The sequence below is a fragment of the Enterobacter sp. 200527-13 genome (assembly GCF_027924865.1).
Classification (GTDB): Bacteria; Pseudomonadota; Gammaproteobacteria; order Enterobacterales; family Enterobacteriaceae; genus Enterobacter; species Enterobacter ludwigii.
Genome location: NZ_BSCM01000001.1, coordinates 557,476 through 570,962, shown reverse-complemented (window position 1 = coordinate 570,962; position 13,487 = coordinate 557,476). Strand labels below are relative to the sequence as shown.

Annotated in this window: 10 protein-coding genes; 8 read left to right on the top strand and 2 right to left on the bottom strand. The window is 56.0% G+C overall.

Translation table 11 applies throughout. The annotated features are described in order from the left end of the window. Window positions 1–11 precede the first annotated feature (11 nt). The 7 genes from kdpB (at window position 12) to potE (ending at window position 10,158) form a co-directional block, all read left to right on the top strand. Complete coding sequence (gene kdpB / locus QMG44_RS02675) at window positions 12–2,060, top strand: potassium-transporting ATPase subunit KdpB (protein ID WP_014169157.1); 2,049 nt, start codon at window positions 12–14, stop codon at window positions 2,058–2,060. 12 nt (window positions 2,061–2,072) lie between these two features. Continuing rightward, on the top strand, window positions 2,073–2,648 hold the full coding sequence (gene kdpC, locus QMG44_RS02670) for a potassium-transporting ATPase subunit KdpC (RefSeq protein ID WP_086532790.1): 576 nt from the start codon (window positions 2,073–2,075) through the stop codon (window positions 2,646–2,648). Then, on the top strand, window positions 2,649–5,336 hold the full coding sequence (kdpD, locus tag QMG44_RS02665) for a two-component system sensor histidine kinase KdpD (protein ID WP_086532791.1): 2,688 nt from the start codon (window positions 2,649–2,651) through the stop codon (window positions 5,334–5,336). It abuts the gene before it with no gap. After that, a complete protein-coding gene (kdpE, locus tag QMG44_RS02660; RefSeq protein WP_014169154.1) occupies window positions 5,333–6,010 on the top strand; it encodes a two-component system response regulator KdpE in 678 nt (225 codons plus the stop codon). The genes kdpD and kdpE overlap by 4 nt, the downstream gene beginning before the upstream one ends. Window positions 6,011–6,288: 278 nt before the next feature. After that, window positions 6,289–6,393, top strand: a complete 105-nt coding sequence (speFL, locus tag QMG44_RS02655) for a leader peptide SpeFL (RefSeq protein ID WP_106503839.1) — start codon at window positions 6,289–6,291, stop codon at window positions 6,391–6,393. A 256-nt stretch (window positions 6,394–6,649) separates the two neighbouring features. Beyond that, complete coding sequence (speF, locus tag QMG44_RS02650; protein ID WP_020884975.1) at window positions 6,650–8,848, top strand: ornithine decarboxylase SpeF; 2,199 nt, start codon at window positions 6,650–6,652, stop codon at window positions 8,846–8,848. Next, entirely contained in the window at window positions 8,845–10,158 is a 1,314-nt protein-coding gene (potE, locus tag QMG44_RS02645) for a putrescine-ornithine antiporter (protein WP_014169152.1), read from the top strand. The genes speF and potE overlap by 4 nt, the downstream gene beginning before the upstream one ends. 70 nt (window positions 10,159–10,228) lie before the next feature. Here the strand turns inward: potE and pgm are convergent, their stop codons facing one another. Together pgm and seqA are read right to left on the bottom strand one after the other, a co-directional pair. Continuing rightward, on the bottom strand, window positions 10,229–11,869 hold the full coding sequence (gene pgm, locus QMG44_RS02640; RefSeq protein ID WP_041162495.1) for a phosphoglucomutase (alpha-D-glucose-1,6-bisphosphate-dependent): 1,641 nt from the start codon (window positions 11,867–11,869) through the stop codon (window positions 10,229–10,231). Between the two features lie 24 nt (window positions 11,870–11,893). After that, window positions 11,894–12,442 carry a replication initiation negative regulator SeqA gene (seqA, locus tag QMG44_RS02635; protein WP_020884977.1) on the bottom strand — a complete coding sequence of 183 codons (549 nt, stop codon included), beginning with the start codon at window positions 12,440–12,442 and terminating at the stop codon, window positions 11,894–11,896. 183 nt (window positions 12,443–12,625) lie between these two features. On the opposite strand from seqA, the gene ybfF reads away from it, so the two are divergent. Next, window positions 12,626–13,399 carry an esterase gene (ybfF, locus tag QMG44_RS02630; RefSeq protein WP_014169149.1) on the top strand — a complete coding sequence of 258 codons (774 nt, stop codon included), beginning with the start codon at window positions 12,626–12,628 and terminating at the stop codon, window positions 13,397–13,399. Window positions 13,400–13,487 lie beyond the last annotated feature (88 nt).

The window sequence follows — 13,487 nt, the reverse complement described above, 5'->3', positions numbered from 1 at the left end:
GAGAATTTGTCATGAGTCGTAAACAAATGGCCCTGTTCGAACCGTCGTTAGTTCGACAGGCCCTCATGGATGCGGTGAAAAAGTTGAGCCCGCGCGTGCAGTGGCACAACCCGGTGATGTTTATCGTCTGGATAGGGAGTTTACTCACCACCGCGCTGGCGATTGCCATGGGAACGGGTCATCTGCAGGGGAATGCGATGTTCACCGGCGCTATCAGCCTGTGGCTGTGGTTCACCGTACTGTTTGCCAACTTTGCGGAAGCGCTGGCGGAAGGCCGCAGCAAAGCGCAGGCCAATAGCCTCAAAGGGGTGAAAAAGACCGCTTTTGCGCGCAAATTACGCGAACCGAAATACGGTGCCCAGATGGACCATGTCCCGGCAGATGAACTGCGTAAAGGTGACGTGGTGCTGGTCGAAGCCGGGGACATTATCCCCTGCGACGGTGAAGTCATCGAAGGCGGCGCGTCGGTAGATGAAAGTGCCATCACCGGGGAATCCGCTCCCGTCATACGTGAATCCGGGGGTGATTTCGCCTCCGTAACGGGCGGGACACGCATTCTCTCCGACTGGCTGGTGATCCAGTGTAGCGTCAACCCGGGTGAAACCTTCCTTGACCGTATGATTGCCATGGTGGAAGGCGCGCAGCGTCGTAAAACACCAAACGAAATTGCCCTGACCATCCTGCTGGTGGCGCTGACGATTGTCTTTCTGCTGGCAACCGCCACGTTGTGGCCATTCTCCGCTTACGGCGGTACCGCGGTCACCACTACCGTCCTGGTGGCGCTGCTGGTCTGCCTGATCCCGACCACCATCGGGGGGCTGCTGTCGGCCATCGGCGTGGCCGGTATGAGCCGAATGCTGGGCGCGAACGTCATCGCGACCAGCGGACGTGCGGTCGAGGCCGCAGGGGATGTGGACGTTCTGCTGCTGGATAAAACCGGGACAATTACCCTCGGTAACCGCCAGGCGTCAGAGTTCTTACCTGCCCCCGGCGTGGATGAAAAAACGCTGGCGGATGCGGCGCAACTCTCTTCGCTCGCCGATGAAACGCCGGAAGGCCGCAGTATCGTGATCCTCGCTAAGCAGCGCTTTAACCTGCGCCAGCGCGACGTTCAGAGTCTCCATGCGACTTTCGTTCCCTTCACGGCACAAACCCGAATGAGCGGCATCAACATTCAGGACCGCATGATCCGTAAAGGCTCCGTCGACGCAATTCGTCGCCACATTGAAGCCAATAATGGTCATTTCCCACCAGAAGTGGACAACCTGGTCGAGAGCGTGGCACGTCAGGGCGCGACGCCGCTGGTGGTGGCTGAAGGGGCACATGTGCTGGGGGTGATTTCGCTGAAGGATATCGTAAAAGGCGGGATCAAAGAGCGCTTTGCCCAGCTGCGGAAAATGGGGATCAAAACGGTGATGATCACCGGGGACAACCGTCTGACCGCCGCCGCGATTGCTGCCGAAGCGGGCGTGGATGATTTTCTCTCGGAGGCAACGCCTGAAGCCAAGCTGGCATTAATTCGGCAGTATCAGGCGGAAGGTCGCCTGGTGGCGATGACGGGTGATGGCACCAACGATGCCCCTGCCCTTGCGCAGGCCGACGTGGCGGTGGCCATGAACTCCGGTACCCAGGCGGCGAAAGAGGCGGGCAACATGGTCGACCTCGACTCGAACCCGACCAAGCTGATTGAAGTTGTGCACATCGGTAAGCAGATGCTGATGACGCGCGGTTCACTGACAACGTTCAGTATCGCCAACGACGTCGCAAAATACTTTGCCATCATTCCCGCGGCGTTTGCGGCCACCTATCCGCAGCTTAATGCGCTGAACGTGATGCATCTGCACTCGCCAGCATCAGCCATTCTCAGTGCGGTTATTTTTAACGCCCTGATTATTGTCTTCCTGATCCCACTGGCGCTCAAAGGGGTGAGCTATAAACCGCTGACCGCGGCCGCCATGCTGCGCCGCAACCTGTGGATTTACGGGCTGGGTGGGCTGATTGTCCCCTTCATCGGTATCAAGGTTATCGACCTGCTGTTGACGCTGTTTGGGCTGGTTTAAAAGGTGAATCAAATGACGATGTTACGTCCCGCTATACTTCTGTTTATTCTGTTGTCGCTTATTACCGGCGGGCTTTACCCGCTGGTGACCACCGCGCTGGGCCAGTGGTGGTTTAAGGATCAGGCCAACGGCTCGCTGATCATGCAAAACGGTGAAAACCGCGGTTCGCGTCTGATTGGACAGAATTTTACCGACGCCCGTTACTTCCAGGGACGCCCTTCCGCCACTGCCGAAAGCCCGTATAATCCGATGGCATCCGGTGGCAGTAACCTGGCCGGCAGCAACCCGGAGCTGGATAAAGCCATTGCCGAACGTGTAGCCGCCCTGCGCGCCGCAAATCCACAGGCCAGCCGGGAGGTGCCTGTGGAGCTGGTGACGGCCTCTGCAAGCGGGCTGGACTACAGCCTGACGCCGAAGGCGGTGGCATGGCAGATCCCCCGCGTCGCGGCGACCCGTCAGCTGACGGTGGAACAGGTGAGCAAGCTGGTCGCAGAGCATACGCAAAAACCGCTGGTCAGCTTCATCGGCATGCCCGTGGTGAATATTGTTGAGCTGAATCTGGCGCTGGACGCGCTAAGGAAAAACTAAATGACCGACGAGCCCATGCGCCCGGATCCGGACAGGCTGCTTGAACAGACGGCTGAAGCCCATCGCGGCAAACTGAAAATCTTCTTCGGCGCCTGTGCTGGCGTCGGGAAAACCTTCGCCATGCTGACAGAAGCCCAGCGGCTTCGGGCGCAGGGGCTCGATATTCTTATCGGCGTGGTGGAAACCCACGGCCGGAAAGAGACGGCAGCACTGTTGAAGGGGCTGGCGACACAGCCGCCTCGCCGTATCAGCCATCGTGGGCGTCTGGTCACGGAGTTCGATCTCGACGCCGCCCTCGCCCGCAGGCCCGCGCTTATCCTGATGGACGAACTGGCACACAGTAATGCTTCAGGCTCGCGCCACCCCAAACGCTGGCAGGACGTTGAAGAGCTGCTTGAAGCAGGCATTGATGTTTTCACCACGGTAAATGTTCAGCATCTCGAAAGCCTGAACGACGTGGTCAGCGGCGTGACCGGGATTCAGGTTCGCGAAACCGTACCCGATCCCTTTTTCGACTCTGCGGACGAAGTGGTGCTGGTCGATTTGCCTCCAGACGATCTGCGCCAGCGACTGCATGAAGGAAAAGTCTATATTGCAGGTCAGGCCGAACGCGCCATCGAACATTTCTTTCGCAAAGGCAACCTGATAGCCCTGCGCGAGCTGGCCCTGCGTCGCACGGCGGATCGCGTGGACGATCAGATGCGCGCCTGGCGTGACCTGCAAGGGCAGGAGCGCGTCTGGCATACGCGGGATGCCATTCTGCTGTGTGTGGGTCACGGCAGCGGCAATGAAAAGCTCGTCCGCACCGCAGCGCGCCTGGCGGCCAAGTTTGGCAGCGTCTGGCATGCGGTCTATGTCGAGACGCCGCAGCTTCACGCGCTGCCTGAAAACCAGCGCCGCGCGATCTTAAGTTCGCTGCGTCTGGCACAGGAGCTGGGCGCAGAAACCGCCACCCTCTCCGATCCCCAGGAAGATAAAGCCATTCTGCGCTACGCGCGTGAGCACAACCTTGGGAAAATTGTCATTGGCCGTCGTCAGCATCGTCGCTGGTTTAGCCGCGAATCCTTTGCTGACAAACTGGCCCGGCGTGCTCCCGACCTCGATCTGGTGATTGTCGCACTGGATGACAAACCCACCCCTTTACCCAACCGCGCACCGGACAGCCGCACTTTTAATGATAAATGGCGAATTCAGATCCGCGGCTGTCTTGTTGCCGTCGTGCTCTGCGCGCTGATCACCGTGATTGCCAGCCACTGGCTGATTGCCTTCGATGCGGCCAATCTGGTGATGATCTACCTGCTCGGCGTGGTCGTGGTGGCGCTCTTTTACGGGCGCTGGCCCTCAGTACTGGCGACGTTCATCAACGTCATCAGCTTCGATCTGTTCTTTATCGCGCCCCGCGGAACGCTCGCCGTTTCGGATGTGCAGTACATTCTCACCTTTGCCGTGATGCTCACCGTTGGGCTGGTGATCGGTAATCTGACGGCGGGCGTACGCTATCAGGCCCGTATCGCCCGCTACCGCGAACAGCGCACACGGCATCTCTATGAGATGTCTAAATCGCTGGCGGTTGGCCGTACACCGCTGGATATTGTGCAGACCAGCGAGCAGTTTATCCGCTCGACCTTTCACGCCAGCAACCTGATTTTACTCCCGGACGAACACGGGAAACTGCGCCCGCTGACCTCGGCCTCAGGTATGACGCCCTGGGATGAAGCCATTGCGCGCTGGAGCTTTGATAAAGGACTTCCTGCGGGTGCAGGGACGGACACCCTGCCCGGCGTACCGTATCAAATTCTGCCGCTGCGCAGTGCCGATAAAAATCAGGGACTGGTGATCGTTGAACCTTCGAATCTGCGCCAGTTGATGATCCCCGAACAGCAGCGATTGCTGGAGACATTTACCCTGCTGGTGGCAAGCGCGCTGGAACGGCTGGCGCTTACCGCCAGCGAAGAACAGGCCCGTCTGGCAAGCGAGCGCGAGAGCATTCGTAACTCATTGCTGGCCGCCCTCTCCCACGACCTTCGCACCCCACTCACCGTGCTGTTTGGCCAGTCAGAAATTTTGACGCTGGATTTGGCAGCGGAAGGCTCGAAACATGCGTTGCAGGCCAGCGAGATCCGCCAGCATGTGCTGAACACCACACGCCTGGTAAATAATCTGCTTGATATGGCGCGTATTCAGTCGGGCGGATTTAACCTCAAAAAAGAGTGGCTCACGCTCGAAGAGGTGGTGGGTAGCGCCCTGAAAATGCTGGAGTCAGGCCTCGGTGGACGCCATATTGCGCTGAACATGCCCGAACCGCTGACGTTAATTCACGTTGATGGCCCGCTGTTTGAACGCGTGCTGATCAATCTGCTGGAAAATGCCGGCAAATACGCAGGAGCAAACGCCCGGATTGGGGTGGATGCCACGGTGGAAGATCACACGCTACGGCTTGACGTCTGGGATACCGGGCCGGGTATCCCTGCCGGACAGGAGTTCGCTATTTTCGAGAAATTTGCCCGCGGTAATAAAGAGTCGGCCATTCCCGGCGTGGGTCTGGGTCTGGCGATTTGCCAGGCGATTATTGACGTTCATGGCGGTACCATTTCGGCGGAGAATCGCCCGGAAGGCGGCGCACGTTTTTGTGTTAAACTTCCTCTGGAAGCCCCGCCAGAACTTAATGAATTACCAGAGGATTTGTGATCAACGTTCTGATTGTTGAAGATGAGATCGCCATTAGCCGGTTTCTGCGTGCTGCGCTGGAAGGCGATGGCCTGCGCGTTCATGACGCCGGCACGCTCCAGCGGGGTTTGATTGAAGCGGCCACGCGCAAACCTGATCTGGTGATCCTCGATCTCGGCCTGCCGGATGGCGACGGCATCGATTTTATTCGTGAGGTTCGACAGTGGAGTCAGATGCCCATTCTGGTGCTGTCAGCCCGTACCGAAGAGTCGGATAAAATCGCGGCGCTGGATGCCGGAGCGGATGACTATCTGATTAAGCCTTTTGGTATTGGCGAACTGCAGGCTCGCCTTCGTGTCGCGCTGCGTCGTCACAGCGCCACCACCCCTGCCGACCCAACATACACGTTTGGTGATATTCGGGTTGATCTGGCAGCACGGCGCATTGTTCGCGGTGAAGAGGAAATCCATCTCACCCCCATCGAGTTTCGGCTACTCGCCGTTTTGCTCAATAATCACGGTAAGGTACTCACCCAGCGCCAGCTGTTGAGTCAGGTGTGGGGACCAAACGCCGTGGAACATAGTCACTATTTACGCATATATATGGGACACCTTCGACAAAAACTGGAAGTTGACCCCGCGCGTCCTCGTCATTTATTAACTGAAACCGGTATCGGTTATCGGTTCATGCTTTGAATAACTATTCAGTTTATTTTTAAATAAACACCCACCCCCCTATAAAATACGCGCGAAAATAATCTCCGGGTTATTTTTTGGTGTATTTATGTCCATTCAGCACATTCATAACACAATTCGTTAACGCAACATCAACATATCAGCATTTTGATCTGCGATATTCATCAAAAGCGAATATTTATTTCTGATTTGATCGGTTAACGGTGATCTGTTTCACAGTTAATCGCTTTTTCCAGGATAAAATGTCCATGCTTTCAATTACTGAAAGGAAATGAAACATGGAAAACAATAATCGTTTAATGCCCCATATAAGGCGGACAACTCATATCATGATGTTTGCCCACCGAAACTGTTTTGACTTTCATATCTTTAATGCCCGGTAGTCCTTCGACTTCTGGCGCACCCGCTTACAGGTTATCCTGAAACACCCTATTTTACAGGCCTTTGCCTGTGAACCCGTGCGCTCATTCATCTTAATTCAGGCTCATCCGCGACCGGGCGGACTGAATTCTATTCAGCAAAAAAACGCATTACTGATTTTTTAATCAGCGGCCTCCGTTTGCTGTTTTCCGGCATATTATCGATTTCTTTTCTGCAAGAAATCGAGGGACTGTTATTACCTAAAATAAAGAGAGAAAGATGAAAAGTTTAAAAATTGCAGCCAGCCGCGCCTGCCCTGATTGCTTTACCACTCACCGTGAACTGGTGGATATCAACGCCACGGATTATATTGATGTTGCCGCCATTGTTCTGGCCGTCAGCGATATTTTCACTGGTCGTATAGAAGAAATAGAAGCAACCGGATTTGGCATTCCTGTTTTTGTCGCGACGCATAAAGAAGAAATTATCCCGGCAGAGTATTTATCGCGGATCCACGGCGTATTCGAAGCATCAGACACCAGCAACGACTTCCACGGACGCCAACTGGAAGCGGCCGCGCAGAAGTATGAAACCCAACTGCGTCCGCCGTTTTTCCGGGCTCTGGTCGACTATGTCAAACAGGGTAACAGCGCCTTCGACTGTCCGGGTCACCAGGGCGGGCAATTCTTCCGCCGTCACCCTGCCGGCAATCAGTTTGTCGATTTCTTTGGCGAAACCCTTTTCCGCTCAGACCTGTGCAACGCCGACGTGGCGATGGGCGATCTGCTGATCCACGAAGGGGCACCCTGCATTGCGCAGCAACATGCGGCCAAAGTCTTTAATGCCGATAAAACCTACTTCGTGCTGAACGGAACCTCATCGTCCAACAAAGTGGTGCTCAACGCCCTTCTCACTCCGGGCGACCTGGTCCTGTTCGATCGCAACAACCATAAATCCAACCACCACGGAGCACTTCTTCAGGCGGGCGCAACGCCGGTCTATCTGGAAACCGCACGTAACCCGTACGGCTTTATTGGCGGCATCGACGCCCACTGCTTCGAGGAGAATTATCTGCGTGAGCTGGTGTCCGAAGTGGCGCCGGGCCGTGCCCGCGACGCGCGTCCGTTCCGCCTGGCGGTGATCCAGCTGGGTACCTACGATGGCACCATCTATAACGCTCGCCAGGTCGTGGATAACATCGGCCATCTGTGCGACTACATCCTGTTCGACTCTGCCTGGGTGGGTTACGAGCAGTTTATTCCGATGATGGCCGATTGCTCTCCGCTGCTGCTGGAACTGAATGAAAACGATCCGGGGATTCTGGTCACCCAGTCAGTCCATAAACAGCAGGCCGGTTTCTCGCAGACCTCGCAAATCCACAAGAAGGACAGCCACATCAAAGGCCAGCAGCGCTATGTTCCGCATAAGCGGCTGAATAATGCCTTCATGATGCACGCGTCCACCAGCCCGTTCTATCCGCTGTTTGCTGCACTGGACATCAACGCCCGCATGCATGAGGGACAGAGCGGTCGCAACATGTGGATGGACTGCGTGGTGACCGGTATCGAAGCCCGTAAGCTGATCCTGCAGAACTGCCAGTATCTTCGCCCGTTCGTGCCGGAACTGGTTGATGGCCGTCCGTGGGAAAGCTGGGACACCGCTGAGATTGCTACGGACCTGCGCTTCTTCCACTTCGTGCCCGGTGAACACTGGCACGCCTTCGAAGGCTATGCCGAACATCAGTATTTTATCGATCCGTGCAAACTGCTGCTGACCACGCCGGGTATTAACGCCCGGACCGGTGAGTACGAGGATTTCGGCGTCCCCGCCACTATTCTCGCCAACTTCCTGCGTGAAAACGGCATCGTGCCGGAAAAATGCGATCTCAACTCCATCCTGTTCCTGCTCACGCCTGCCGAGGATATGGGCAAACTGCAGCAACTGGTCGCGCAACTGGTGCGCTTCGAAAAACTGCTCGAGACGGATGCCCCTCTAAAAGAGGTGCTGCCTTCTGTCTGTAAACAGTATCCGGAGCGCTATGCAGATTACACCCTGCGCCAGATTTGCCAGGAAATGCATGAGCTGTACGCCCGCCACAACGTGAAGCAGCTGCAAAAAGAGATGTTCCGCAAGTCTCACTTCCCGCGCGTCATGATGAACCCGCAAGAGGCGAACTATGCCTACCTGCGGGGTGAGGTCGAGCTGGTCTCACTGCGCGATGCGGAAGGTCGCATTGCCGCCGAAGGCGCCCTTCCTTATCCACCGGGGGTATTGTGCGTTGTGCCGGGTGAAGTCTGGGGCGGTTCCGTGCTGCGCTACTTTGCTGCGCTGGAAGAGGGTATCAACCTTTTACCGGGCTTCGCGCCGGAACTGCAGGGCGTTTACGTTGAGGAGTGTGACGGTCGTAAGCAGGTTCGTTGTAACGTCATCAAACACGCTGCCGCTCAGCCATCGCTGCTGAAAGGAGAAAAATTATGAGCAAGTCCAATAAAATGGGCGTGGTGCAGCTGACCATTCTCACCATGGTAAACATGATGGGGTCCGGGATCATCATGCTGCCCACCAAGCTTGCGGAAGTAGGAACCATTTCGATTATCTCCTGGATGGTGACCGCAGTGGGGTCAATGGCACTGGCCTGGGCATTCGCCAAGTGCGGAATGTTCAGCCGCAAGCCCGGCGGGATGGGCGGCTACGCCGAATATGCCTTTGGCAAATCCGGTAACTTCATGGCCAACTACACCTACGGCGTCTCTTTGCTGATCGCTAACGTGGCGATTGCCATTTCCGCCGTGGGTTACGGTACGGAGCTATTCGGTGTGGCGCTGACCCCGGTGCAAATCGGGCTGGCCACCATCGGCGTGCTGTGGATCTGCACCGTGGCTAACTTTGGCGGCGCGCGTATTACCGGACAGATCAGCAGTATTACCGTCTGGGGGGTCATTATCCCGGTGGTTGGGCTGTGCATCATCGGCTGGTTCTGGTTTAGCCCCACGCTGTACGTCAACTCCTGGAACCCACACCATGTTCCGTTCTTCACCGCAGTGGGCTCTTCCATCGCCATGACGCTGTGGGCCTTCCTGGGGCTGGAATCTGCGTGTGCTAACGCCGAAGTGGTGGAAAACCCGGAGAAGAACGTACCGATTGCCGTGCTTGGCGGTACGCTGGGCGCTGCTGCCATTTACATTGTCTCAACCAACGTGATTGCAGGGATTGTACCGAACATGGATCTTGCCAGTTCCACGGCACCGTTCGGTCTGGCCTTTGCGCAGATGTTTACGCCGGGTGTCGGGAAAGTGATCATGGGGCTGATGGTGATGTCCTGCTGCGGCTCGCTCCTCGGCTGGCAGTTCACCATTGCTCAGGTCTTTAAATCATCCGCTGACGAAGGGTATTTCCCGAAAATCTTCTCCCGGGTCAGCAAAGCAGAGGCACCGGTTCAGGGCATGCTGGCGATTGTTATCTTCCAGAGTGGGTTATCTTTGATGACCATCAGCCCGTCGCTGAACAGCCAGTTCAACGTGCTGGTCAACCTGGCGGTAGTGACCAATATCATTCCGTATATTCTGTCGATGGCGGCGCTGGTCATCATTCAGAAGGTGGCGAAGGTGGACGCAGGCAAAGCGAGGGTGGCGAATATTGTGGCGCTGATTGGGGCAATTTACAGCTTCTATGCGCTCTACTCTTCCGGCCAGGAAGCCATGCTGTATGGTGCGATGGTGACCTTTATGGGCTGGACGCTGTACGGTCTGGTATCACCGCGGTTTGAATTGAAAAATAAACACAGTTAATGCAAAAGCAAAACGGCAACCCTGGGGTTGCCGTTTTGATTGCATCGTGAGGGCATCAGCCCACCGCGATTTACGCGTTTTTCAGCACTTCGCTGACAATCTCTACCGCTTCTTTCTCAATCAGCTTACGGTGTTCGTCGCCGAGGAAGCTCTCACAATAGATTTTGTATGCATCTTCCGTACCGGATGGACGCGCGGCAAACCAGCCGTTTTCGGTCATCACTTTCAGACCACCGATAGAGGCACCGTTACCCGGGGCAGCCGTCAGACGGGCGGTGATAGGGTCACCGGCCAGCGTGCTGGCACTGACCATCTCCGGAGAGAGTTTAGACAGCGCCGCTTTCTGCGCGGAGGTCGCGCCAGCCTGAATACGGTTATAGCTTGGCGCGCCAAAGCGTGCCGCCAGCTCGTTATAGTGTTCCTGCGGATTTTTACCGGTGACAGCGGTGATTTCCGCTGCCAGCAGGCACATGATGATCCCGTCTTTATCGGTAGACCATGGCGTGCCGTCGAAACGCAGGAAGGATGCGCCCGCGCTCTCTTCACCGCCAAAACCGAAGCTGCCGTCGTGCAGACCGTCAACAAACCATTTGAAGCCTACCGGTACTTCCACCAGCTTACGGCCCAACGCCTCAACCACGCGGTCAATCATCGCCGAGGAGACCAGCGTTTTACCTACAGCCACCTCTTTGCCCCACTGCGGACGATGCTGGAACAGGTAGTTGATGGCAACCGCAAGATAATGGTTCGGGTTCATCAGCCCTGCCGGGGTGACAATACCGTGGCGGTCATAATCCGGGTCGTTGGCAAACGCCAGGTCGAATTTATCACGCAGCGCCAGCAGGCCCGCCATCGCGCACTCGGAAGAGCAGTCCATACGGATTGCGCCGTCTTTATCCAGGTGCATAAAGCGGAAGGTCTGATCAACATGATCGTTAACGATGGTCAGGTTCAGCTTGTAATGCTCTGCGATGCGTTTCCAGTATTCGATACCGGAGCCGCCGAGAGGGTCAACGCCCAGCTTCAGACCGGCTTTCTGGATGGCCGCCATATCGACGATATCCGCCAGACCTTCCACAAATGGCTGTACCAGATCCTGCTCTTTCACATGGCCGGATGCCATGGCCGCATCCAGAGAGAGGCGTTTCACCCCATTCAGGCCATCCGCCAGCAGCGCATTGGCACGATCTTCAACCACTTTCGTGACGTTCGTGTCTGCCGGTCCACCGTTAGGCGGGTTGTATTTGATCCCACCGTCTTCCGGCGGGTTGTGTGATGGAGTGATCACAATCCCGTCAGCCAGCGCGCCGCCTTTTTTGTTGTGGACAAGGATCGCGTTAGAGACCGCAGGGGTCGGCGTGAAGCCGTTATTTTCCTGAACAATGACGTCAACGCCATTCGCCGTCAGCACTTCCAGCACGGAAATGAACGCCGGTTCAGACAGAGCATGGGTATCTTTTCCCACATAGCACGGACCGGTAACGCCGTTTTTAGCGCGCTCTTCCGCGATGGCCTGAGCAATAGCCAGAATGTGCGGTTCGTTAAAGCTATGGCGCGCCGCGCTACCGCGGTGGCCAGATGTACCAAACTTCACTGCGTGTTCTGCGTTGCCCACGACCGGTTTCAGCACGTAATACTGCGCGGTCAGCTGAGCGACGTTAATCAAATCGCTTTGTTGTGCAGGTTGGCCTGCACGGCTGTGATTTGCCATTACCGGGTCCTTCTGATGCAAGGGTTAAATTGTACCGCAAACCTTTTCAATCAATTCCGCCGGGAACTGCATGGACTGCATGATGTGTTCAACCATGCTGCACTTGCGGCCCGTATTGGTATTGGTGATGACCCAGTACGGTGTGCCCGGGACATGTTTAGGTTTGGTTTGGTTGCCATTTTGCAGCAGCGTTTGCTCGTCGCCTGCGAAATAGACGCGGGTACGACCGTGCAGCGACTCGGTCGCTTCAGCAAACGCTTTGTTATCCAGTGAATAGAGTGTAGACAGCACCAGCATGAAGCGGTTAACCGCTTTTTTCTGCTCGGCGTACTCATCAGAGAGCAGCAACTCGCGCATCGCACGTACTTTGTCTTTCACTTGCGCGACGGCAGGTTTTGCTTGTGCAACAACGTTTTGTTGAGACACGACATCTTTAGTGACTGGGGTAGCAGGCTGTGAGGCGGCGGAAATTTTAAGCATGCGCCGTAAAATGTCGGACGCACTCTCCCCGATATGCCGCGTCTGGCTGGCAATATACTGATAGAGTTCGTCATCAACTTCGATTGTTTTCATCTTAATCCAGTGCGATATCTTATCTGAATACAAGTCGTTGGGATTATAAAGTTAAATTCCAACAGCGGATAGCGTCAAACCAGGTTGGCGGCAAAAGTCAGATTAAACTGGAACCTTGCAGCCGGGCGGCAGAATGGTCAACATGATACCCTAACCTGACATACGTAAAAAAAGAACTTTGCCATGAAATTGAATACCCGAGCGCAAACTGCACAATCGCCGAACAATAATTCTCCCATCGTACTGGTTCACGGGCTTTTTGGCAGCCTGGATAACCTGGGGGTGCTGGCGCGCGATCTGGTTACCGATCACGATATTCTGCAGGTCGATATGCGAAATCACGGTCTTTCCGGGCGTTCAGAGGAGATGACCTACGCGGCAATGGCCCAGGATCTGCTCGATACGCTTGATGCCAACCATCTTCAGAAGGTGACGCTCATCGGGCATTCTATGGGCGGCAAGGCGGTAATGGCCCTGACGGCGCTGGCACCGGACAGAATCAACGGTCTGGTCGTGATCGACGTTGCCCCGGTGGATTACGACGTGCGCCGTCATGACGACATTTTTGCTGCCATCAATGCGGTGACAGAGGCTGGGGTTTCAACCCGCCAACAGGCCACAGCCGTCATGCGCGAACATCTTAATGAAGAAGGCGTTATTCAGTTTCTTCTGAAGTCGTTTGTCGACGGCCAGTGGCGTTTCAACGTGCCGGTACTCTGGGCGCAGTACAACAACATCGTCGGCTGGGATACGGTGCCCGCCTGGCAACACCCTACCCTCTTTATTCGCGGCGGTAACTCCCCTTATGTCACCGACGCCTACCGCGACACGTTGCTGGCGCAATTCCCGCAGGCCCGTGCCCATGTCATCGCCGGTGCCGGACACTGGGTTCACGCGGAAAAACCTGACGCCGTGTTACGCGCCATCCGACGCTATCTCTCTGATACTGCGAATTGATTAAAAAGAGAGCGACTGGAAGGTTGCGGGCTTCCAGTCGTTGGCGTGCCGTTTTTGGTGATGTATGATGGCGCGCTCATCGCCCGGG